This window comes from Cupriavidus sp. 05N39 (assembly GCF_056397325.1).
In genome coordinates this window covers 45745-68877 of record NZ_JBFTNE010000015.1, presented here as the reverse complement: position 1 = coordinate 68877, position 23133 = coordinate 45745, and the positions used below count along the sequence as shown (strand labels likewise).

19 protein-coding genes are annotated in these 23133 nt (G+C 66.4%); 10 read left to right on the top strand and 9 right to left on the bottom strand.

Annotated elements, in window-relative coordinates; translation table 11 throughout:
- Positions 1-22: 22 nt before the first annotated feature.
- Complete coding sequence (locus AC1DN0_RS10045) at positions 23-1198, bottom strand: MFS transporter (RefSeq protein ID WP_441634311.1); 1176 nt, start codon at positions 1196-1198, stop codon at positions 23-25.
- Positions 1199-1445: 247 nt separating this feature from the next.
- On the opposite strand from AC1DN0_RS10045, the gene AC1DN0_RS10040 reads away from it, so the two are divergent.
- Genes AC1DN0_RS10040 through AC1DN0_RS10030 form a run of 3 tightly spaced genes read left to right on the top strand, consistent with a single transcriptional unit; the run spans position 1446 to position 4784 of the window.
- Positions 1446-2441, top strand: a complete 996-nt coding sequence (locus AC1DN0_RS10040; RefSeq protein WP_428178334.1) for a glycosyltransferase — start codon at positions 1446-1448, stop codon at positions 2439-2441.
- Complete coding sequence (locus tag AC1DN0_RS10035; protein ID WP_441634309.1) at positions 2438-2830, top strand: GtrA family protein; 393 nt, start codon at positions 2438-2440, stop codon at positions 2828-2830. Before AC1DN0_RS10040 ends, AC1DN0_RS10035 begins: the two co-directional genes overlap by 4 nt.
- 40 nt (positions 2831-2870) lie before the next feature.
- Complete coding sequence (locus AC1DN0_RS10030) at positions 2871-4784, top strand: hypothetical protein (protein WP_441634307.1); 1914 nt, start codon at positions 2871-2873, stop codon at positions 4782-4784.
- A gap of 3 nt (positions 4785-4787) precedes the next feature.
- Here the strand turns inward: AC1DN0_RS10030 and AC1DN0_RS10025 are convergent, their stop codons facing one another.
- Positions 4788-5801: a D-2-hydroxyacid dehydrogenase family protein gene (locus AC1DN0_RS10025; protein WP_035865572.1), complete on the bottom strand. Its 1014-nt coding sequence runs from the start codon at positions 5799-5801 to the stop codon at positions 4788-4790.
- Positions 5802-6366: 565 nt separating this feature from the next.
- Between AC1DN0_RS10025 and AC1DN0_RS10020 the strand changes: the two genes are divergently transcribed.
- A complete protein-coding gene (locus tag AC1DN0_RS10020; protein WP_477145686.1) occupies positions 6367-8223 on the top strand; it encodes a phosphoenolpyruvate carboxykinase (GTP) in 1857 nt (618 codons plus the stop codon).
- A gap of 107 nt (positions 8224-8330) precedes the next feature.
- Here AC1DN0_RS10020 and AC1DN0_RS10015 read toward each other — a convergent pair whose 3' ends face one another.
- Positions 8331-8993: a response regulator gene (locus tag AC1DN0_RS10015; protein ID WP_035865578.1), complete on the bottom strand. Its 663-nt coding sequence runs from the start codon at positions 8991-8993 to the stop codon at positions 8331-8333.
- Positions 8990-10396 carry a cache domain-containing protein gene (locus AC1DN0_RS10010; protein WP_441634303.1) on the bottom strand — a complete coding sequence of 469 codons (1407 nt, stop codon included), beginning with the start codon at positions 10394-10396 and terminating at the stop codon, positions 8990-8992. The genes AC1DN0_RS10015 and AC1DN0_RS10010 overlap by 4 nt, the downstream gene beginning before the upstream one ends.
- Before the next feature lie 393 nt (positions 10397-10789).
- Here AC1DN0_RS10010 and AC1DN0_RS10005 point away from each other — a divergent pair, with 393 nt between their 5' ends.
- The 3 genes from AC1DN0_RS10005 (at position 10790) to AC1DN0_RS09995 (ending at position 13749) form a co-directional block, all read left to right on the top strand.
- On the top strand, positions 10790-12862 hold the full coding sequence (locus AC1DN0_RS10005; RefSeq protein ID WP_477145685.1) for a carbon starvation CstA family protein: 2073 nt from the start codon (positions 10790-10792) through the stop codon (positions 12860-12862).
- A 58-nt stretch (positions 12863-12920) separates the two neighbouring features.
- Positions 12921-13115: a YbdD/YjiX family protein gene (locus AC1DN0_RS10000; protein WP_013958452.1), complete on the top strand. Its 195-nt coding sequence runs from the start codon at positions 12921-12923 to the stop codon at positions 13113-13115.
- Positions 13116-13272: 157 nt separating this feature from the next.
- A complete protein-coding gene (locus tag AC1DN0_RS09995; RefSeq protein WP_477103009.1) occupies positions 13273-13749 on the top strand; it encodes a hypothetical protein in 477 nt (158 codons plus the stop codon).
- 396 nt (positions 13750-14145) lie between these two features.
- Here AC1DN0_RS09995 and AC1DN0_RS09990 read toward each other — a convergent pair whose 3' ends face one another.
- Positions 14146-14451 carry a hypothetical protein gene (locus tag AC1DN0_RS09990; RefSeq protein WP_441637266.1) on the bottom strand — a complete coding sequence of 102 codons (306 nt, stop codon included), beginning with the start codon at positions 14449-14451 and terminating at the stop codon, positions 14146-14148.
- Positions 14452-14643: 192 nt separating this feature from the next.
- Between AC1DN0_RS09990 and AC1DN0_RS09985 the strand changes: the two genes are divergently transcribed.
- A complete protein-coding gene (locus AC1DN0_RS09985; protein WP_045241972.1) occupies positions 14644-15546 on the top strand; it encodes a LysR family transcriptional regulator in 903 nt (300 codons plus the stop codon).
- 63 nt (positions 15547-15609) lie between these two features.
- Here AC1DN0_RS09985 and AC1DN0_RS09980 read toward each other — a convergent pair whose 3' ends face one another.
- The 4 genes from AC1DN0_RS09980 to AC1DN0_RS09965 all read right to left on the bottom strand — a co-directional run bounded on the left by AC1DN0_RS09980 (position 15610) and on the right by AC1DN0_RS09965 (position 21331).
- Positions 15610-18294: a DNA topoisomerase III gene (locus AC1DN0_RS09980; protein ID WP_441637268.1), complete on the bottom strand. Its 2685-nt coding sequence runs from the start codon at positions 18292-18294 to the stop codon at positions 15610-15612.
- 214 nt (positions 18295-18508) lie between these two features.
- Positions 18509-18925 (bottom strand): thioredoxin family protein, encoded by a 417-nt coding sequence (locus AC1DN0_RS09975; RefSeq protein ID WP_441637272.1) that lies wholly within the window; start codon positions 18923-18925, stop codon positions 18509-18511.
- Between the two features lie 94 nt (positions 18926-19019).
- Entirely contained in the window at positions 19020-20162 is a 1143-nt protein-coding gene (dprA, locus tag AC1DN0_RS09970; protein WP_441637270.1) for a DNA-processing protein DprA, read from the bottom strand.
- Positions 20159-21331, bottom strand: a complete 1173-nt coding sequence (locus tag AC1DN0_RS09965; protein ID WP_441637274.1) for a LysM peptidoglycan-binding domain-containing protein — start codon at positions 21329-21331, stop codon at positions 20159-20161. The genes dprA and AC1DN0_RS09965 overlap by 4 nt, the downstream gene beginning before the upstream one ends.
- Before the next feature lie 162 nt (positions 21332-21493).
- On the opposite strand from AC1DN0_RS09965, the gene def reads away from it, so the two are divergent.
- Positions 21494-22009, top strand: coding sequence for a peptide deformylase (def, locus tag AC1DN0_RS09960; protein WP_441632555.1), 516 nt, complete (start codon positions 21494-21496; stop codon positions 22007-22009).
- 110 nt (positions 22010-22119) lie between these two features.
- On the top strand, positions 22120-23133 hold the full coding sequence (gene fmt / locus AC1DN0_RS09955) for a methionyl-tRNA formyltransferase (protein WP_477103008.1): 1014 nt from the start codon (positions 22120-22122) through the stop codon (positions 23131-23133).

Genomic DNA, 23133 nt, shown 5'->3' with positions numbered 1-23133 from the left:
GGCCGGGAGGCGCCGGGTTGCGTCAGGCCTGCGGCTGCACCGCTTTTCGGCTGCGCCACAGGCAGCCCAAGGCACTCGCCCGTTGCGAAACCACCACCGCCAGCAGCATCAGCGCCGCCGCGCCCCAGTGCAGGGCATTGGCGCCGGCGGTGGCGTAGATCGCCGCGCCGCCCATGGCGCCCAGGGCCTGGCCGAGATAGATGGAGGAGGAGTTGAGCGAGATCGATACCGAAGCGCGCTCTGGCGCCAAAGCCACCAGCCGCGCCTGTTGCGCGCTGTTGGTGGCAAAGCCGCCCACGCCCCACAGCATGAAGATCAGCACCAGCGCCACCGGCCCCAGCGTCGCCAGCGGCCACAGCAGCATGGCCGCCAGCGAAGTCAGCATGGCAAACAGGACAATGCGGGCGGGCGTTACCCGGTCCATGCGCGAAGCCGCCAGCACATTGCCGCTGACACCGCAGGCACCGTAGGCCAGGAACATCAGGCTGAGCGCGCCGCCGCTGATGCCATGCACGTCGCGCAGCAGCGGCGCGATATAGGTAAACAGGGTGAACATGCCGGCCGACTGGATCATGGTAGTGGTCACTACCAGCACCATCGGCGTGTGGCGCAGCACCGCGCCCCAGGCTGCCCGCCCCACCGGTTCGACGTAGAGCCGGGGCGGCAGCGCACGCCATACGCCCACCGCCGCGCCCAGCGCCAGCAGGCCCACCAGCCCCATGCTGAAGCGCCATCCCAGCGTGCTGGCGATCCAGGTACCCAGTGGCACGCCGACCACGCTGGCGACGCTCCACCCCAGGAATACAAAGCTGATGGCACGCCCGCGCGTCTGCGCATTGACCAATAGCGGCAGGGTCGCGGCGGTTTGCGGCGTGTAGATGGCAGCCCCGATCGCGGTCAGGAAACGGATCGCCATCAGGCTGGCGAAGCTTGGGGCAAAGGCCGCCGCCACATGCATCACGGCATACACCAGCAGCGAGCCCGCCAGCAGCAAGCGGCGGTCGATGCGCGAGCCGAGCGTGGCGAACAGCGGCGCGCCCACGCAGGTGGCCAGCGCGAACACGGAGATCAGCTGCCCGGCGGTGCCGGCGCCAAGCTGGAAGTCGCCGGCGATGTGATTCAGCATGCCGGTGACGATCATCGCGCCCGTACCGATGACAAAATTGCCAAGGCACAGCATCAAGAGCCTGGGATCCATGGCGACCGGGGCAGGTAGGAGACGGTGGAAGGACGAAAAGCGCGGCCAGAGGCCGCGCGGAATCTCCCGAGTGTAGCGGTTTTGTTTCGTTCGCGTTGAGCGCAGCGCACTCAGGCGCGGCAGGGGGAACGACCGGGTGCCGGGTATCCGACTTGATTAATCCCGCGCCAGTCGGTAGCGTATCGGCTTTCCCGAGCGCCTGGCCGTCGGCCGCTCCGGCACTTTCTGCTGTAATTCCCCACCCTGTATGCCCGAACTCAATCCGCCCCGCGTGGCGGTCATCATCCCCTGCTACAACGAAGCGGCGACCATTGCCGGCGTTGTGCAATCGTTCCGCCAATACCTGCCGGATGCCGGGTTGTACGTCTTTGACAACAATTCCAGCGACGACACGATCGCCCAGGCGCGCGCCGCTGGCGCAGTGGTACGCTCGGTACCCCTGCAGGGCAAGGGCAACGTCGTACGCCGGATGTTTGCCGATGTCGATGCCGACGTCTATGTCATGGTGGACGGCGATGGCACCTACGACGCCAGCGTCGCCCCGGAACTGGTCCACCGCCTGTGCGCCGAGGGCCTGGACATGGTGGTCGGCGCGCGCGTCAGCGAAGAGCAAGCGGCCTATCGCTTCGGCCACCGCTTTGGCAACGTGCTGCTGACCAGTTTTGCCGCTACCTTGTTTGGCCGCACCTTCACGGACATGCTGTCGGGCTACCGCATCTTCTCGCGCCGCTATGCGAAGTCGTTTCCGGCGCATTCGTCCGGCTTCGAGATCGAGACCGAACTGGCGGTGCACGCGCTGGAGCAGCGCATGCCCGTGGCGGAACAGGAAACCATCTACTATTCGCGCCCGACCGGTTCGGAGAGCAAGCTCAATACATACCGGGACGGCTGGCGCATCCTGATGACCATCCTGCGTCTGTTCAAGTCGGAGAAGCCGCTGGCTTTCTTCTCCACCGGCTTCATGGGTTGCTCACTGCTGTCAGTGATCCTGGCTGTGCCGCTGTTCGAAACCTACCTACGCACGGGCCTGGTGCCACGCCTGCCAACGGCGCTGGTGTGCGTGGCCCTGGTCCTGCTGGGCATCATCCTGCTCACTTGCGGCATCGTGCTCGACACGGTTACGCGTGGCCGCCTGGAGATGAAACGGCTCGCCTACTTGAGCCTACCCGCGCCGCTTGCCCCCCCGGCGGTCACCGCGCAGGCACCGGTCACGCCGCCCGCCGAGCCAGTTGCCGCACCGTGATTCGCAAGCAACTGCTCACGTTCGCCCTGGCGGGGGCAACCGGGTTCGTCGTCGATAGCGGCGTGCTATATGGCGCCCTGGCACTGGGCGCCGGCCACTACCTGGGGCGCCTGCTGTCCTTCCTGGTCGCGGTCTTCGTCACCTGGCGCATCAATCGCCGCCTTACGTTCCCGACGCGGCCAGGAGAATCGGCCTGGCACGAGTGGTGGCGCTATCTGGTGGCGATGTCCGCCGGCGGCGTCATCAACCTGGCCGCCTACAGTGTCGTGATCGCACGCCTGCCCGCCGCCGCCTGGGCGCCGTTGCTGGCGGTTGCCTTCGGCACGGGTTGCGGCCTGGTCTTCAACTTCTTGTCCGCCAAATACTGGGTATTCCGCAAGAAGTCCTGAATCCCTGCCGCCCTTGGCGCGGCAGCCCACCCCGTCAACCATGCCCGTCTTCCCCCGCCTCGCCGCGCTTGTGTCCCGGACCTTCATGCGGCTGCAGCAGCCGCGCGCCCCGTTGCTGGCGTGCATCCTGGTACCGCTCGCCTTCGGCCTGTTTTCTCTCGCGCTGGGCCAGGACCGCAACTGGGACTTGCTCAACTATCACCTGTACAACCCGTACGCATTGCTGAAGGGCCGCATCGGCACCGACCTGGCGCCAGCGCAAATGCAGAGCTACTTCAACCCGCTGCTGGATATCCCGTACTGGCTGATGACGCAGTACTGGCCCGCGCCCCTGGCGGGGTTTGCGATGGGGGTGCTGCACGGGCTCGCCTTCGTGCTGGTGTTTGGCATTGCCCGGCGGGTACTGGTGCCGGCCGGGGCAGGCCAGGAACAGACGCGGCATGGCAGCGCAGTGGCCTTGTTGCTTGCGTTGGCGGGCTGCCTGGGACCGGGCTACCTGTCGGAATTGGGCAACACCATGGGCGACAATGCCACGGCACTGCTCGTATTGGCCGGCTTGTCCGTGCTGCTGCACGGCTGGGAGCGCCTGGGGAGCGCCCATGCCGCCTGGGCTCTGGCCGCGGCAGCCGGTGTGCTGGTGGGCGCAGCCACCGGGCTGAAGCTGACCAATGCCATCTACGCGGTAGCGCTTTGCGCTGCCATGCTGAGCCTGCCGCTGCGCTGGCCGCGCCGGCTCTGGCTGGCCTGGGTGTTCGGGCTGGGCGTGCTGGCGGGGATCGCCCTGACCGCGGGATACTGGTTCGCCCTGATGTGGTCGAATTTCGCCAATCCGCTCTTTCCGCAGTTCAATGCGTTTTTCCACAACACGCTGGCGGCGCCGATCTCGGTGGCGGACACGCGGTGGCTGCCACGCAGCGCGATGGAAGCCGTGATGTTTCCCTTCGTCATCGTCGCCGATGCCAAGCGCGTGGGCGAGGTGCCGACGCGGCCGTTCGTGTGGCCGCTGTTGTATGCGCTGGTCTGCTGCTGGACTGTGCGCGCCGGCTGGCGGGCGTGGCGCGGCAAGCCGTCAGGCGCCGCCAGCGCTGACTTGCCGCCGCTCGCGCCGCAAGCGCGCCTGGTGCTGGCGTTCGTGGCAGCGGCATTCCTGACCTGGCTGGCTTTGTTCAGCATCTACCGCTATTGCGTCGCCATGGAGCTGCTGGCGCCCCTCGCCGTCTGGCTGGTGGTGCAACGCCTGCTGCCAGCCCGTGCGGCCGGGCGCACGGGTGCCATTGCGCTCGCCATGGTGGCGCTTGCCGCACTGACTGGCATGAAAACCTGGGGCCACGAATCCTGGGCACGGCAGGCCTTCAGACTCACGCTCCCGGATGTGCCGCTTGACACAAATACCACCGTCTTCCTGACTGGCGGGGCTGTGGCCCAAGGATGGCTGGCAACGCAATTTCCGGCTGCAGTGACATTTGCAGCGCTCAACTCCAACTTTCCGGAAGGGCCAGCCTATGTCGGGCGCGTGCAAGCCATGCTGGCCCAGCGGCCGGGCCAGGCCTACGCGCTGCTGCCCGCAAATGTGAACTGGCGTGCGCAGAGCGTGGCGCGGATGAACGATTCGCTGGCGGGAATCGGGGTGTCGGCCAATGGCAGCCTCTGCAAGATGCTGGGTTCGGCACTTGGCCGGCTGCGCGTCCATGCACAACTGGCCGCGCCACAGCCGGGCGGCGAAGGCGCCACCTGCACCCTGGCCCCGCTGCCGCAGGACCTGAGCGACCTTGCCGCCGAAGATCGGGCGGAAGTGGCGCTGCAAAGCCCCGGCCTGCTGCGCTATGGTCTGGTGCTCCAGGCCGGAGGCTGCCGCACCTATGATGCCTTCATCGGCGCGGACGCGCGGCCTTACCAGTTGTGCCCGGTAAAGCTGGGCCATCCGGCAGGCGGTTCAGCCGCACCTGGCGCCTAGCGCCTAGCGCGACAACGCCGGCGTCAGCGCCTTGGGGTTGGCGATGCTGTCGTGCTTGCCGGACAGCACATCGAGGATGTTCTGGAACGCGATGCGGAAGTACATCTCGTAGCTTTCGCGCTCGACATAGCCCAGGTGCGGCGTGCAGATGCAGTTTTCCATGCGCAGCAGGGCATGGCCCTGCAGGATGGGTTCGGACTCGAACACGTCGACCGCCGCCATGCCGGGGCGGCCGCGGTTGAGACCGGTCAGCAGGGCGTTTTCCTCCACCAGTTCGGCCCGGCTGGTGTTGACGAACAGCGCGGTCGGCTTCATGCGGGAGAAGTCTGCCAGCTTGACCAGTCCGCGCGTCTCGTCATTAAGGCGCAGATGCAGCGACAACACATCGCTTTCGGTAAACAATTGCTCTTGCGACTCCGCCACGGCCAGGCCATCCTCGCGGGCGCTTTTCTGCGAGTTCTCGCGTCCCCAGACCAGTACGTTCATGCCGAAGGCGCGGCCATAGCCCGCCAGCAACTTGCCAATCTTGCCGTAGCCCCAGATCCCGAGCGTCTGCCCGCGCAGCACCTGTCCCAGGCCGAAGTTGGGCGGCATGGTGGTGGACTTGAGCCCGGACTGCTGCCAGGCGCCATGCTTGAGGCTGGCCACGTACTGCGGAATGCGGCGCTGGGCCGCCATGATCAGGGCCCAGGTGAGTTCGGCCGGGGCCACCGGCGAGCCCGCGCCTTCGAGCACGGCCACGCCGCGCTCGGTACAGGCTTCGACATCCACATGGCTGCCAATGCGGCCGGTCTGGCTGATGATCTTGAGTTTGGGTAGTTTTTCCAGCAGTTGGCGGGTGATGCGCGAACGTTCGCGAATCAGCACCACGGCCTCCACGTCCGAAAGGCGCGCGGCCAGCTGGCCGACGCCCTTGACGGTGTTGTTGAACACCTTGACGTCATGGCCGTCAAGCAGGCTGAAGCAAGACAGCTTGCGCACGGAATCCTGATAATCGTCGAGTACGGCAATCTTCATCGGAAACTCTGGTTTGGCAATCGCAAGGTGCGCCCACCCACAGAACAGGGCACCCATCAACGTTATAGTTTTTACCACCTGTCGCGCGACACCGCGGTGGATGCGGGGCGCAGCGGGAACGGCGAGAACAATTCGGCACAACAACGGAAGTGCGCCGCCAGACAGGGAAACGGGACAAAACGACAAGGCCGGAATCGCGCACGAACATTGCTGCGGAGCAAAAAACAGCGGCGTGCGGCAGTGGTATCCTTGCCGGTTCCGATTCGGGAACGGATTGTCGGTCGAGCCTCGCTCCCGCCACCCGGACCGCGTCGGACAATGCTTGCCGGCCCCTGTCATGGGCGAAGCGCCACTGTAGCGCAGCCGCAGGGCCAGCCGCGACCTTTTGCGCAGTTCCGGTCGCTGTGGAGTTGTAACGGGATGTGACGATCCACCGGCCCGGCGCGGAACCAGCGGCGAGCCGCCGCGGTCTGCTCTGGCAAGGAGGCTCGCCGCCAGCCGTTTCCGGCGGTGGCAGTGCGGGCCAGGCTTTGCAAGAATTCTCTCTACGCTTTGGAGTTGCAGTATGAACCACCCCACAATGCAGGGCACGCCCGCACTCAACGTTCCAGCCTGGGTCAAGCACCAGAAGCTGATTGCCTGGGTTGCCGAGTTCGCGGCCCTCGCCAAACCCGACAATATCCACTGGTGCGACGGCTCGCAGGAAGAGTACGACCGCCTGTGCGAGCAGATGGTCGCCGCCGGCACCATGAAGCGCCTCAACCCGGCCAAGCGCAAGAACTCGTTCCTGGCGCTGTCCGATCCGTCCGATGTGGCGCGTGTGGAAGACCGCACCTTCATCTGCTCGCAGAAGAAGGAAGATGCCGGCGCCACCAACAACTGGACCGCCCCGGCGGAAATGCGCCAGACGCTGGCCGGCCTGTTCGATGGCTGCATGCGCGGCCGGACCCTGTATGTGGTGCCGTTCTCGATGGGCCCGCTGGGCTCGCCGATCGCCCACATCGGCGTGGAACTGTCGGATTCGCCATATGTTGCGGTCAATATGCGCATCATGACGCGCATGGGCCGCGCCGTGTTCGACGTGCTGGACACCGATGGCGAGTTCGTACCGTGCGTGCATACCGTGGGCAAGCCGCTGGCTGCCGGCGAGAAGGACGTGGCGTGGCCGTGCAACGCCACCAAGTACATCGTGCATTTCCCGGAAACGCGCGAGATCTGGTCCTACGGCTCGGGTTACGGCGGCAACGCGCTGCTGGGCAAGAAATGTTTCGCACTGCGTATCGCTTCGACCATGGGCCGCGATGAAGGCTGGCTGGCCGAGCATATGCTGATCCTCGGCGTGACCTCGCCCGAGGGCAAGAAATACCATGTGGCCGCGGCGTTCCCGTCGGCCTGCGGCAAGACCAACTTCGCCATGCTGATCCCGCCCAAGGGCTTCGAGGGCTGGAAGGTCACCACCATCGGCGACGATATCGCCTGGATCAAGCCGGGCCAGGACGGCCGCCTGTACGCCATCAACCCGGAAGCCGGCTATTTCGGCGTGGCGCCGGGCACCAGCGAGAAGACCAACTTCAACGCGATGGCCACCCTGAAGGAAAACGTCATCTTTACCAATGTCGCGCTGACCGACGACGGCGACGTGTGGTGGGAAGGCATGAGCAAGGAAGCTCCGGCCCACCTGATCGACTGRCAGGGCAAGGACTGGACGCCGGCCATCGCCAAGGAAACCGGCGCCAAGGCCGCGCACCCGAACGCCCGTTTCACCGCGCCGGCCGTGCAGTGCCCGTCGATCGACGAGAACTGGGACAACCCGGCTGGCGTCGCCATCGACGCGTTCATCTTCGGCGGCCGCCGCTCCACCACGGTGCCGCTGGTGACCGAAGCCCGCAACTGGACCGAAGGCGTCTACATGGCCGCCACCATGGGCTCGGAAACCACCGCCGCCGCTGCCGGCCAACAAGGCGTGGTGCGCCGCGACCCGTTCGCCATGCTGCCGTTCTGCGGCTACAACATGAGCGACTACTTCGGCCACTGGCTGGCGCTGGGCAAGAAGCTGGAAGCCAGCGGCGCCAAGCTGCCGGGCATCTACTGCGTCAACTGGTTCCGCAAGGACGCGGACGGCAACTTCGTGTGGCCGGGCTTCGGCGAGAACATGCGCGTGCTGTCGTGGATGATCGACCGCGTCGAAGGCCGTGGCCAGGGCAGTGACCACGTGTTCGGTACCTCGCCGCGCTACGAGGACCTGAACTGGCAAGGCCTGGATTTCACCAAGCAGCAGTTCGACCAGGTCACCTCCATCGATCACGCCGCCTGGCAACAGGAACTGGCGCTGCACGAGGAACTGTTCACGCAACTCAAGCACAACCTGCCGCAAGCCCTGGTGGATGCCAAGGCCGCGCTGGCCAAGCGCCTGTCTGCCTAAATAGCAGGCAACCTGGCTGGCAACCCGGGTCCGTCCCGGGCACCGGCAAAAGGAAGCCCACCCCGGCAACGGGGTGGGCTTTTTCCATTGTGGCGCCGCCGGCAGCGTCAGCCCGGGCTGCCGCCCTGCGCATCGCCATGCTCCACGGCATATTTCACCAGTTCCGCGCGGCCTTCGATGCCGAGCTTGCGCCGCAGGTTGAGCCGGTGCGTCTCGATGGTGCGCACCGACACGCCGAGCGCCGCGGCGATGTCCTTGTTGGCCTGCCCCTGGCCGATGCAGTTGAAGATATCCCGCTCGCGCGGAGTGAGCGCGTCGAGCGGGCCGGCGGCAGGCGTCTGCTCGGCCATGCTGCGGGCGATGCGCGCGCTGTAGAAGACGCGTCCGGCCAGCACCGCGGCAATGGCGGCCATCAGCTCGTCGGCCGGCGCATCCTTGAGCACATAGCCGCGCGCGCCGGCACGGATCGCCTGGCGCACGTATTCGAGGTTGTCATGCATCGACACGATCAGCACGGCCAGTTCGGGATAGTCCTCGTGCAGAGCGGCAGCCAGCGCGATGCCGCCCATGCCCCGCATGCCGATATCGGTGATGACCAGGTCCGGCATGCGCTCGGCGCCGGCGTGCGCCAGCCAGGCCAGCGCGGCTTCGCCGTCGTCGGCTTCGCCCACTACCGCGAGTTCGGGCTGCAGGCCCAGGCGCATGCGCATGCCGTCGCGCACCAGCGCATGGTCGTCGATCAGCAGGACACGGGCGGGTGCATGGCTCATGAGTGTGTAGTTCCAGGTAAGTCTTGGGGGGCCTGCCGCGATGGGGCGGGCACGACCGGCACCGCGGCGTGCAGCCGGGTCGTGCCCGGCGCGGAGACGATATCGAACTCGCCGCCCAGCGCGGCAATGCGTTCGCGCAGATTGCGCAGGCCAATGCCGCGCTTGGGATCATGCTGCATGCGCGCCACGTCGAAGCCGGCGCCGTCATCCTGCACCGTCAGCCGGGTAGCGTTGGCGTCGAACGCCAGCACCAGGGTGACATGGCGCGCATGCGCGTGACGCTCCACATTGGTAAGCGCCTCCTGGGCGATGCGGAACAGCGCGGTGGCCTGCTCGTCGGCCAGTTCGCGCGGCTTGCCGGTACGCGATACCGTGATCTGCAGCCCGCTGCCCTCCTGCATCTCGCGAGCGAGATGCTCAAGCGCGGCGAACAGGCCGAGGTCGTCCAGCAGGGCGGGGCGCAGGTTGCGAGCCACCCTGCGCACTTCATTGAACACGGTGTCCAGACGGACCAGCGCCGTGCCAAGCACGGGCGCAACCGAGGTGCCCTCTGCCGGCGCCATGCGCAGGCGGTTGGCGGCGGTCTCCAGCAGCAACTTGACCGACACCAGCAGTTGGCTGATGCCGTCATGCAGTTCGCGAGACAGGCGCGCGCGTTCCTCCTCCTGCGACTGCACCACGCGCTGCGCCAGTTGCCGGAGCTTGGCGTCGGCCTCGCGGTGCTCGCTGACGTTGAGGGCGAGCCCGCTGGCGGCGACCAGCAGGATGCTGATGGCGGCGATCACGCCGATCCACGCCATGGTTTCCCGGATGTCGGTCTCCGCCCGCGCATCCAGCTGGCGCAGCGTGCGCTCGACGTCGTCGAGGTAAATGCCCGTGCCCAACATCCAGTTCCATTCCGGCACGGCGACCACATAGCCAAGCTTGGGGGCCAGTTGCTGCGAGGAGGGCTTCTTCCACTGGTAACGCACCGACCCGCCGCCCGCCCGGGCCGCCGCGATCAGCTTCTGGATGGTGAGAGCGCCCTGCGGGTCACGCATGCTCCACAAATCCTGCCCCACCAGCTCGGGCTGGCGTGGGTGCATCAGGTTGCGGCCCTGCATGTCGTAGAGGAAAAAATAGCCATCGGGACCGTAGTCGAGGCGCGCCAGCGCCTGCATGGCGGCATCGCGCGTGGCGGCATCGATGCGGCCGGAATGCACCATCGGCGCAATCGCGCTTTGCGCCAGTTCCACGTAGTGGCGCAGCTCGGTTTCCTTGCTTTGCAGGTAGGCTGCCTCGACCAGCACGCGCTCATGGCGGGCCAGTTCGCTGGCCTGGTAGCGCACGGCCAGGGCGATGCCGAGCATGGCGACGGCGAGCGGCGCGACGGCCAGCAACAGGATTTTTTGACGGAGTTTCATCGGTACCGGGGTAAACACGGATAACGCGCAAGCGGCATGTGATCGTCGATCTGCGTAGTAACACGCAGCGCCGCTGCGTAGTTCCGCGCTTGTGCCGCCAGGGACGGGTGTCAATACTACACGCCGGACGCGCGATCTCTGCCCGGCAGTGGTTTGCATGCGTCCTGCGCAGTGGGTGCGCCCAGCGACAAAGCTGTTTGCATCGCCCGCCTGCGACGACGGAACCGGAACTTGCGAGACATACCGGGCGCCGGCGAAAGATCTGGCAGGGAACAGCTTGTGCCGCCCGCCTCCCTTCGCCCGCCGCCGCCAGGGACACCAACCGCGTGTCCCGCTTGCTTGCCTGCCCTGCCGCCGCTGGCTCCCAATAAATGGTCTGAGGAGATCCTCATCATGAATCGCATCGGGCAACACCTGGTGTGGCTGGCCGTCGCCATCCTTGGCGCCTTCGCCTTTGCCACCGTTGCACTGTCTCGCGGCGAAGCCGTCAGTGCCTTGTGGATCGTGGTCGCCGCGGTCTGTATCTATCTGATCGCCTACCGCTACTACAGCAAGTTCATCGCCGAAAAGGTGATGCAGCTGGATCCCAAACGCATGACGCCAGCCTGGCGCCACAACGACGGGCTGGACTACGTGCCGACCAACAAGGCCGTGCTGTTCGGCCACCAYTTTGCCGCCATCGCCGGCGCCGGCCCGCTGGTSGGCCCGGTGCTTGCGGCGCAGATGGGCTACATGCCGGGCATGCTGTGGATCCTGGCCGGCGTGGTGTTTGCCGGCGCGGTACAGGACTTCATGGTGCTGTTCATCTCCASSCGCCGCRACGGSCGYTCGCTGGGYGACCTGATCAAGTCCGAAATGGGCMMGRTACCCGGCAYSATCGCSTTGTTCGGCKSCTTCMTGATCATGATCATCATCCTGGCGGTGCTGGCGCTGATCGTGGTGAAGGCGCTGGCGGACTCGCCCTGGGGCACCTTCACGGTGGCGGTGACGATTCCCATCGCCCTTTTCATGGGGATCTACACGCGCTACATCCGCCCGGGCCGCATCGGCGAAGTGTCGGTAATCGGTTTCGTGCTGCTGATGCTCGCCATCATCGGCGGCCAGTATGTGCATGAAAGCGCCGTGCTGGCGCCGCTGTTCACCTACGACGGCAAGGCGCTCACGTGGATGCTGATCATCTACGGTTTTATCGCCGCCGTGCTGCCGGTGTGGCTGCTGCTGGCCCCGCGCGACTATCTGTCCACCTTCCTGAAAATCGGCACCATCATCGCGCTGGCCATCGGCATCCTGATCGTGGCGCCGGAGCTGAAGATGCCGGCGTTCACGCAGTTCGCCAAGGGCGGCGGGCCGGTGTGGTCGGGCAACCTGTTCCCGTTCCTCTTCATCACCATCGCCTGCGGCGCGGTATCGGGCTTCCACGCGCTGATCTCGTCGGGCACCACGCCCAAGCTGCTGGAAAGCGAAGCGCATATGCGCTTTATCGGGTACGGCGCGATGCTGGCCGAGTCCTTCGTCGCCATCATGGCGCTGGTGGCCGCCTCGGTGATCGAACCGGGCGTGTACTTCGCCATGAACAGCCCGGCGGCCGTGATCGGCACCTCGCCGGAATCCGTGGCCCAGGTGGTATCTGGCTGGGGCTTCGTCATCACCCCGGACGTGCTGATCCAGACCGCCAAGGATGTCGGCGAAAACACCATCATCTCGCGTGCCGGCGGTGCGCCGACGCTGGCGGTGGGCATCGCCCACATCCTGCACCAGGTGGTGGGCGGCCAGGCCATGATGGCGTTCTGGTACCACTTCGCCATCCTGTTCGAGGCGCTGTTCATCCTGACCGCGGTGGATGCGGGCACCCGTGCCGGCCGTTTCATGCTGCAGGACCTGCTGGGCAGCTTCGTGCCCTCGTTCCGCCGCACCGACTCGCTGCCGGCCAACCTGATCGCCACGGCGCTGACCGTGTCGTTCTGGGGCTACTTCCTGTACCAGGGCGTGGTTGACCCGCTGGGCGGGATCAACACGTTGTGGCCGCTGTTCGGCATCTCCAACCAGATGCTGGCCGCGGTGGCGCTGGTGCTCGGTACCTGCGTGCTGGTGAAGATGAAGCGCGGGCAGTACGCCTGGGTTACCCTGGTGCCCACCATCTGGCTACTGATCTGCACGCTGACCGCCGGCTGGCAAAAGCTGTTCGACGCCGATCCCAAGGTCAGCTTCCTGACCCACGCGGCCAAGTTCAGCGACGCCATCGCCCAGGGCAAGGTACTGGCGCCGGCCAAGTCGATGGAGCAGATGCACCGAATCGTCTTCAACGATTACCTGGACGCCGGCCTGTGCGCGCTGTTCATGTTCGTGGTGCTGTCGATCGTGTTCTACGGTTTCAAGACCGCCATGAAGGCCCGCGCGGTGAACCGCCCGACCGACCGCGAGACGCCGTTCGAACCGATGCCGGCTTCGGCCTCGGCGCAGTCCTGAGTTCGCGCGGCAGCCACTGGCAAGCGCAAACCCGATATTTGGAAACAGGAGATCCAGCATGCTTGAGCAACTTGGAACCATGGGACGCTACCTGGGCCAGTCCCTGCGCCTGATGGTGGGTTTGCCGGACTACCAGACCTATGTGGCCCATATGGAGTCAACCCACCCCGACCGCGAGCCCATGAGCTACGAGGCATTCTTCCGCGAACGCCAGGAAGCGCGTTACGGCGGCGGGCAGGGCAAGTGCTGCTGAACCGCATGATATCCACGTAACATCGTGGACGGGCCGCCCCAAAAGGCGGCCCGTTTTACGTTTCCCCAGGGGTTACAGGGCCTTACACGTGGTTACAGCAAGTCCGGAGCGACTTCTCTACACTTGCGCCATCGTTGCTAACCCAAGGAAAAAGAACATGTCTCGCCACACCGTTCGCAGTTTCACCCTGGCCATCGCCCTGGCGGCATCCGCGCTGCCGGTGTTCGCGGGCGATATGAACAATGCCCTCGGCGGCGCGCTCGGCGGTGTCGCCGGGGCGGCGGTGGGCGGCGCGCTTGGCGGCTCGACCGGTGCCGTGATCGGCGGCGCGGTAGGCGGCGGCGCTGGCGGCGCGGTCACCTCCAACCGGCGCGAGCGCACCGGTGCCATCATCGGTGGCGCGCTGGGCGGCGGCGCGGGTACGGCAGCAGGCAACGCCATGGGCGGGCGCACCGGCGGCCTGCTGGGTGCCGCGGTAGGTGGCGGCGCTGGCGCCGCACTAGGCGGCAACGTCTCGCGCAGCAACTCCTATGCGGACGAGCGCGCCCGCGGTTATCGCGACGACCGCTATTACCGCAGCGGCTACAAGCGCAAGCATGGCCGTGGCCACTACCATCACGATCACGACGACTGATCGGCCTGGTGGGGCCGTTGCCCCGCGCGCAGGCGGCCGGTGTGCAATGCCGGCAGGAAAACGGGCCATTCGCGGCCCGTTTTTTTATGCCCGCGAGGCCCGTCAGCAGAGATTTCAGGAAAGAGGACAAGGCAAGGGATGAGCATCGGGGCGTATGATGCATCACCTGCAGGCTACGTCCGTAGCAGGACACCACGCGGACGGGATAGTAGGGCAGGGGCAATGCCGGACAATGAGGTGCCCAAAAACAAACATGCCCGTACCGGCGCGGTACGGGCATGTCCTCCGGTTAGTACGGGGAGAGAGCTTCCGCTCCCTCCCCGTCGGCCTGTGGAGATCAGCCGAAAGGGGTGAAAACCGCCGGCAGAGACGATGCCTGCCGGCTGGCCAGCGGCCTTACAGGCTTGCTGCGCCGTCGCTGAACACGTCGAACTTGCCGGCCTTGGCGCCGTCGGTGTACGGGTCGAACTTGCCGGCGCGGGCGCCATCGGTGAATGCGTCGAACTTGCCGGCGCGGGCACCGTCGGTGAAGCTGTCAAACTTGCCGGCCCTGCCGCCGTTGCTGTAAACCGAGGTCTGGGTGGCGCGGGCGCCATCGGTATAGGGGTCGAACTTGCCGGTCTTGGCGAAAGCGGGCGCGGCGGTCAGGGCAGCGGCGAGCGTGGCGGCAGCGGCGATCAGGGCGTAACGTTGGTTTTTCATGATTGAGTCCTTTCCACAGGCAGGATGCCTTGTCTTCTCAGCAGCCTTCGCTGCAATGCGGCATCCGATGGCTCCATATTAGGTATTTCCCTGATATGAATAAAGATTGCCCCCGACAATGATTAGTTGTAGTTTTAACAATAAATAACCCACTTCTCGTAAAAGTTCGCGGGCAAGACTGGAGACTATGTCATGGACCGGCTGCAATCGATGCGCGTCTTTTCCAAAGTGGTCGAGCTGGGCAGCTTTGCTCGTGCAGCGCAACAACTGGAAATGTCCAATGCGGTGGTGACGCGTTATGTGGCCGACCTGGAGAGCCACCTGGGCACCCGGCTGCTCAATCGCACTACCCGCAGCCTGTCGCTGACCGACGCCGGCGAAACCTACCTGCAGCGTTGCCAGCAGATCCTGGAAGACGTGGAGGAGGCCGAATCGGTAGTGACGGCGCGCAGCCAGTCGCTCTCGGGCACACTGCGGCTGGTGGCGCCGGTGATGTTCGGCCTGCACCTGCTCCCGGCCACGCTGGCGCGTTTTCAGGCCCTGTACCCCGAAGTGGTGTTCGATGTGCTCTTATCGGACCGTATCGTCGATATCGTGGAAGAGGGCCGCGACGTAGGCGTGGTGTTGTCTGACCTGGGGTTGGGCTCGCACCTGGTGGCGCGCCCGCTGATCTCGGCAGAGATCATCCTGTGCGCCTCGCCAGGCTATCTGCGCCAGCACCCGCCGCTGCGCCACGCGCACGAACTGGCCAACCACCGCTGTATCGCGATGCGGATTCCCACCGCGGAGCATGAATGGACGCTGTCGGGGCCGGAGGGCGAGGTGACGGTGCCGATCCGGCCTGGCCTGCTGTGCAGCAATGCCGAGCTGGCGCACCAGGCGGCGCTGGCCGATATGGGGGTGGCGATGCTGTCTGCCTATCTGGCGCGGCCGAATATCGAATCAGGGCGGTTGACGCACATCCTCCAGCAATACCGACTGCCTCGGCGCGATGTCAGCGTGGTCTATCCCAGCCGCAAGTTCCTGCCGACCAAGGTCCGCGCCTTTATCGACTTCCTGCTGGAAGAAGGCAAGATCCGCGGCAACGATCAGTAAAGGATCGAGACTGGCGCAAGGACAGGATTCGCGGAACCGGCGCGAAGCCGGTTCCGCGGCGGCTCACTCCTCGGCGTCGGCGGTGGCCTCGCCGCCGGCGCGCGACTTGCCGGTAGCACGCTTGGCCGCCGGCGCCTTGGCTGCGGCCTTCTTGGCTGCGGGCGCCTTCTTCACGGCAGCCGCCTTCTTGGCTGGTGCCTTGGCCTTGCTCGCCGTTTCAGCGTCCTGAACGTCCTCGCCGCCCGCCTTGGCGGAAGCGGTCTTGGCAGCCGTCTTCGCACCTGCCTTGGGCTCGCGGGCTTCGAACTCGAAGCCGATCTTGCCATCAGGCTGCTTGACCAGGAAGGCCTTGAAATTGCGCCCGGTGCGCGATGACTTGAATCCCGTCAGCAAATCCGTGCGTCCCGCGCCCAGCAGCTTGCCGATCTGCTCGCGCGAGATCTCCTGCTGCAGGATGATCTTGCCAGTCGTGAAGTCGCAAGACTTGGGACTGGCAACCGAGTTCTCGCACACGTACTTCATGCCATGCTCGAACACCGAGCCACTGCACTTGGGACAGGTGCCAACCGGTTCCTGGCCGCTGAAATCGACCGGCTCGCCATCGTTATCGTCGTCGTTCTGGCCGAAGTCGAATTCCATCTTGTAATGGCCTTCGTCGTCCTTGCCCAGCTTCAGGATGGCGGCGAAGGGCCGGCCCATCTTGCTGCGGAAGCCTTGCAGCGGACCGATTTCCTTCTTCAGCAGCAGCTCTTCGACCTCGTCGATCTCGAACTGGCGGCCGCCCGGGATCTTGCTGATCGAGAACTCGCAAGCGGTGCAGGCAAAGCGGCGGTAGTTCTCCTTGACCTGGCTGCCGCACTGCGGGCACGGCGTGGCCAGCGTGGCGTAGTCGCCCGGGATGGTGTCGCTGTCGTACTCCTTGGCGCGCTTGACAATCTGCTGCGTCATCTGCGCGATCTCGCGCATGAACTCGTCGCGCTTGAGGCCGCCGCGCTCGATCTGCGACAGCTTGTGCTCCCATTCACCGGTCAGCTCAGCCTGGGTCAGTTCGAGCACGCCCAGGCCTCGCAGCAGCGTCATCAGCTGGAAGGCCTTGGCGGTGGGGATCAGTTCGCGGCCCTCGCGCACCAGGTATTTCTCGGCGAGCAGGCCTTCGATGATGGCCGCGCGCGTGGCTGGCGTGCCCAGGCCCTTGCCGGCCATGGCCTCGCGCAGCGCGTCGTCGTCCACCAGCTTGCCTGCGCCTTCCATGGCGGAGAGCAGCGTGGCTTCGTTGTATCGCGCCGGCGGCTTGGTGGTCAGGCCAAAGCTGTCGACCTTGTCGACCTTGACGCGCTCGTCCTTGGCCACCGCCACCAGGTTGGCGTCGTCGCCTTGGGCTTCGCGGCCATAGACCACCAGCCAGCCCGGATTGACCAGGACCTTGCCCTCGGTCTTGAAATGATGGCCGGCCACTTCGGTAATCCGCGTGGTGACCTGGAACTCGGCCGCCGGGAAGAACACCGCCAGGAAGCGGCGCACCACCAGGTCATACAGCTTCTGCTCCGGCTCCGAGAGGTTCTTCGGGGCCTGCAGCGTCGGGATGATAGCGAAGTGATCGCTGATCTTGCTGTTGTCGAAGATCTTCTTGTTCGGCTTGACCCAGCCGCTCGCCAGCACCTTCTTGGCATGCGGCAGGTAGTTGGGCGAGCTCTCGGCAAGCATGTCCATGGTCTGCTTGACCGTGTCCATGTAGTCCTCTGGCAGCGCGCGCGCGTCGGTACGCGGGTAGGTCAGCACCTTGTGCTTTTCGTACAGCGCCTGCGCCAGGCCAAGCGTGTTCTTGGCCGAGAAACCGAAACGCGAGTTGGCCTCGCGCTGCAGCGTGGTCAGGTCGAACAGCGCCGGCGACTGCTGCGTGGAAGGCTTGGACTCTTCGGTGACGGTGCCGGTCTTGTCACGGCAGGCCGCCACGATGCTCTTGGCTTCGGCCTCGCTCCACAGGCGCGACTCGCGCGCCTCGGGATCGAACTCGTTCTTCTTGAACTTGGGATCGAACCAGCGCCCTTCGTACAGGCCGGCGGCGGCGATGAACTCGGCGCGCACTTCCCAGTAATCGCGCGGGACAAACTTCTTGATCTTCTCCTCGCGCTCCACCACGATCGACAGGGTAGGGGTCTGCACCCGGCCAACTGTGGTCAGGAAGAAGCCGCCGCCCTTGCTGTTGAAGGCGGTCATGGCGCGCGTGCCGTTGATACCCACCAGCCAGTCGGCCTCGGAGCGGCAGCGCGCGGCATCGGCCAGCGGCATCATGTCGGCGTCGTCGCGCAGGCGCGCGAAGCCGTCGCGGATTGCCTGCGGCGTCATCGACTGCAGCCACAGGCGCTGCACCGGCTGCTTGGCCTTGGCATGCTGCTGGATCAGGCGGAAGATCAGCTCCCCTTCGCGCCCCGCGTCGCAGGCGTTGACCAGGGCGGTGACATCCTTGCGCTTGATCAGGCGATTGAGCACCTTCAGGCGCGATTCGGTCTTGGCGATCGGGCGCAAATCGAAGTGCGGGGGAATCACCGGCAGGTTGGCGAAGCTCCACTTGCCTCGCTTGACCTCGTATTCGTCCGGGGCGGCAATCTCAACCAGGTGGCCGACGGCCGACGAAAGTACGTAATCATCACTTTCGAAGTATTCGTCATGCTTGGTAAAGCCCCCGAGGGCACGGGCTATATCGGCAGCAACCGATGGCTTTTCCGCGATGATGAGGGCTTTTGACATGGATCGGGTCCTTGCTGGCCGCACTCTGGCGGCCTGCGAATTATTGCCACTAAGGGCTCTGCACTATATGTAAACAGCGAGCTCGGGGCTTTGAGGCGCCAATAATAAGCGCGGTTCCGACGGCGGTGCAAGCAAGCACGCCGCCGGCGCCTTCGTCAAACAGCCGTTGCCAGCATGCGGGCCAGGCCCGGTGCGGTTGCTGTCGGTTCTTTTTTCAATGCGAATCCAGGCCGTCGCCGGCACCCTGCGCCAGCCAGTCCAGCACTTCCGGCACCTCGGCCCCGGCCGCCACCGGCATGGCGGCGCCGCGCGCCAGCATACGCTCAAGCACCTCGATATGCGGCAACAGCGTACCGTAGAACTGCGGCCGGCCCCCTGCGGCCGGCTGCACCAGCACCGTGGGAAAGTTGTCGATGTCGAGGTCGCCCAGCCGGTCGGCATGGGTTTCGATATCGATCCACACGAAGCAATCGCCGGAAAAGCGCGCCGCCAGGGATGTGAACGCCTCCTGGTAGGTCTCGCAGGTGCCGCACCAGGCCGCGCACAGGCACGCGACCAGGCGGCCTTGCGGACGCGCTGCCAGCGCCTGGGCGATCGCGCCCGGGTCCTGCTCCGGAAAGTAAACGGTCATGGCGGGATAAACATGAGCCTTTTCAGGCACGGGAAATCGTTTGATTGTAGCGGTCGCGGGGAAAACCGTGCTTCGACCGGCCTTGCGGCACCCACTAGCTTACCCGGCGATAGAAATTGCCCGGCAGCCGCTCCACGGCGCCCGCCAGTTCCAGGTTCAGCAGGACGGCTGCCACCTGCTCGGGTGGCAGGGCGGTGCGGGCGCACAGTGCATCGAGCGTGACGGGATCGTGGGTAAGCGTGAGGCCGAGGACATCGTCCAGTGCCGGCATCGGCGCAGGCAACACGGTCCGGACACCGGCGCCGCCCCAACCGAGTTCCTCCAGCACATCGTGCGCGGTTTCCACCAGCTTGGCGCCCTGGCGTATCAGCAGGTGGCAGCCCTTGGACAGCGGCGCATGGATCGAGCCGGGAATGGCGTAGACCTCGCGCCCTATTTCGGCGGCCAGCCGCGCCGTGATCAGCGACCCCGAGCGCGCCGCCGCCTCCACCACCAGCACGCCGCGCGCCAGCGCCGCGATGATGCGGTTGCGCTGGGGGAAATGATGACTGCGCCCCGGCGCGCCGAGCGGAAACTCGCTGACGATGGCGCCATGGGTGGCAATGCGGTGGGCCAGCTCGCGATGGCGGGCGGGATAGACCAGGTCGGCACCCGTGCCGATCACCGCCACGGTGCCGCCGATGCCCGCCAGCGCGCCGTCATGGGCAGCGCCATCGATCCCCAGCGCCAGCCCCGACACCACGGCCAGCCCGGCATCGGACAGCACGCGGGCGAAGCGCCGCGCATCTTCCACGCCCTGCACCGTGGCGCTGCGCGCACCGACCATGGCGACGGCCGGAGCGCCAAGCGCGTCCAGCCGGCCTTTGATGTACAGCACCAGCGGGGGGTCGGAAAGGTCCAGCAAGGGGCGGGGATAGGCTGCGTCGGCCAGCGTCACCACATGGTTGCCGGGCTCGGCGGCCCAGGCCACGGTACGCTCGACCAGCGCCATGGTGGTAGCGTCGGGCGGGGCCAGCAAGGCGCTCGCTTGCTTCTCGGGGATGACCGCCGCCAGCGCGCTGACGCTCTGCGCCAGCAGTTGCCGCGGCAGCCCGAAGACGGCCAGCAACTGGCGCAGGGCGCCCGTACCGAGGCCGCGCGCGCCCGTCAGCCGCAGCCACGCCTCGATGTCCGCGGCGTCGCGCGTGGTGGCCGGCGCCTGCACCGGACCGGCGCAGGCTGCTGCTGGCCTGGTCAACGTGGCGAGGTCACGCGGTCGCCAACCTCGATCGCGTTCGTGGCATCGGTGACCAGGGCATAGGCCACACCGGGGAACACCCGGAACACGAAGGCCAGGCCGTAGCGCTCGTCGGGCAGCAGGATGGGGCGATTGCCGTCGGTACGATCGGGCACCAACTGGCCGGCGCGGGAAAGCGCAACCACGTGGCCTGGCTCAAGGCCCGCGGTGGTGCCGAGGTTGAGCACCACCACCTGCTTGGCGCCGCCAAACTGCACGCCGCCATAGACCGCCGCGATGCGGCCATCGAGCGCGACTTCCGGGGCGCGGGGCACATAGCGCACCGGCTCGCGCGCGGGCTGGGGCATCAGCAAGGTGCCGGTGCCCATCTCCTGCTGCGCCTGTGTCACCTTGATGGTGGTCACCGCGTCGAAGCCTTCCGGATGGCGCGACACGCGGACATTGCCCTGGTATTCGGCCTCGTAGCCCAGCACAACACCGCTGACGGGGTCCTTGATCGGCTTGACCGGCTTGAAGGCCTGCCAGTCGCTGCCGATCACCGCCTCGGGCGGGGCGATGCCGCGCGCATAGGCGATGTCGCCCATGGCCAGGTAGACCCGCGACTCGGGCAGGGCGAAGATGCGCGCCGAGGTCTCCAGCGTGCCTTGGTCCACCACCAGCGGGCGGATCAGGAAGGACTCGATGTCCTTGGCGGGAATGCTGGCGATGGCGCCTTCCGGGCCACCCTCGCCGCGCACGCCCGGCGTGAGGCGCACCGTGCCGCCGGCGTCCGGGCTGGTCGAGAGCCAGGCGCGTCCGTCGCGCTGAATCAGGTACAGGACCTGGCCGGGATAGATCAGGTGAGGATTGTGGATCTGCTGCCGGTTCATGCCCCACAGCTCGGGCCAGCGCCAGGGCTGGCGCAGGAAGCGGCCCGATATGCCCCAGAGCGTGTCGCCACCGCGCACCACGTACTGCTGTGGCGCGTCCGGTGCCAGGTCGGTGGCGGGTATGCCTTGCTGCCCGGTGACAGTGGCCTGGGCCAGCTGGGCAGGGGTGACGGTAAGCTCAGCGGCATGGACTGGCGCCCCGGCGGCGGCAGTGATGCCAGCCGCACACAACATCAATCGGGCAAACGCGTGCAGCCTGCGGCCCGGCGCCGCCTGGTGTTCTTTGGTAAGATCGCGCATTTTCTCGAACCGGCTGGCAGAACAGCCGGATTGACCCTGGAGAGCGTGCCTGTTGCGGCGCGCCTTGAATTTTTGTACTTGCGCCCCGATTCTGCATGTAAACACCCGTAGCCGCAACGCGCGGGTCACATGTGTGAGCGGCAGGCGTTGCGCCCCAGCATCATGGCTAAACTCGATATCCTGACCTACCCCGATCCCCGCCTGCATACCGTGGCAAAACCGGTTGCCGTGGTGGACGACCGCATCCGCAAGCTGGTGCAGGACATGGCCGAGACCATGTACGAAGCACCGGGCATCGGCCTGGCCGCAACCCAGGTGGACGTGCACGAGCAGGTGGTGGTGATCGACATCTCCGAAACCCGCGACGCGCTGCAAGTCTTCATCAACCCGGAAATCGTCTGGTCCAGCGAGACCCGCAAGGTATCGGAAGAGGGCTGCCTGTCGGTGCCCGAGGTCTACGACCGCGTGGAACGCCCGGACCATGTGCGCGTGCGAGCCCTCAACGAAAAGGGCGAGAGCTTCGAGATCGAAGCCGACGATCTGCTGGCCGTGTGTATCCAGCACGAGATGGATCACCTCAAGGGCAAGGTCTTCGTCGAGTACCTGTCACCGCTCAAGCTTCAGCGTATCAAGTCCAAGCTGGTCAAGCTGCACAAGCGCGAACGCACCCGCATGTAAGGTAGCCGCGCCCGGACGCCCCGGCACCGGTCTGCTATCGTATTGCCTTCCCGATGAATCAAGTTGCCGGCCGCTGATGCGGCCGGTGCCGCTTTATGCCGGAGCGCGCCATGTCCCAAGCCGCAAGCCCAACCCAAGCGCTGCGCGTAGCCTTTGCCGGCACGCCCGAATTCGCCCGCGTGGCGCTCCAGGCCATCCATGAGGCCGGCTTCCCCGTCGTGGCCGTGCTCAGCCAGCCCGACCGCCCGGCGGGCCGCGGCATGCAGCTGCAGGCCAGCCCCGTCAAGCAGTACGCGCTGGAGCATGGTCTGGGCCCGGTGCTGCAGCCGCGGTCCCTGCGCCGCAACGGTAAGTACCCGGAGGAAGCCGGCGCCGCGGTGGATACGCTGGCGCAGCTTGCGCCGGACGTCATGGTAGTGGCCGCCTACGGCCTGATCCTGCCAGCCGAGGTGCTGGCGTTGCCGCGCCACGGCTGCCTCAATATCCATGCCTCGCTGCTGCCGCGCTGGCGCGGCGCGGCGCCCATCCATCGCGCCATCGAGGCCGGCGACGCGCAAACCGGCATCACGCTGATGCAGATGGACGAAGGCCTGGATACCGGCGCGATGATCCAGGGCGAAACGGTGCCGATCGGGCCCGACGACACCACCGGCACGCTGCACGACACGCTGGCCGCGCTGGGCGGCCGCATGGTGGTGGACGCGCTGCGCCGGCTCGCCGCTGGCCAGCCGCTGCCCGGCACGCCGCAGCCTGCCGAGGGCGTCACCTATGCCGAAAAGATCGCCAAGGAAGAAGCGCCGCTGGACCTGCGCCGCCCGGCCACGGCACTGGCCAGCCAGGTGCGCGCCTTCAATCCCTTCCCAGGCGCCACCGTGCAGGTCGGCCAGACCGTCATCAAGTGCTGGCAGGCCCAGGCGACGGAGGCCGTGCCCGGTCTGCGGCAGGCGCCGGGCACAGTGCTGGCCGCGGATGCCGACGGCGTGGTGATCGCCTGCGGTGAGGGCGCGCTGCGCGTGGCCGAGCTGCAGAAGCCGGGCGGCCGCAGGCTGCCGGCCCAGCAGTTCCTGCAGGGCATGCCGCTGCCGGCTGGCACCCGCTGCGCCGTGCCGGAAGGCACGGCATAA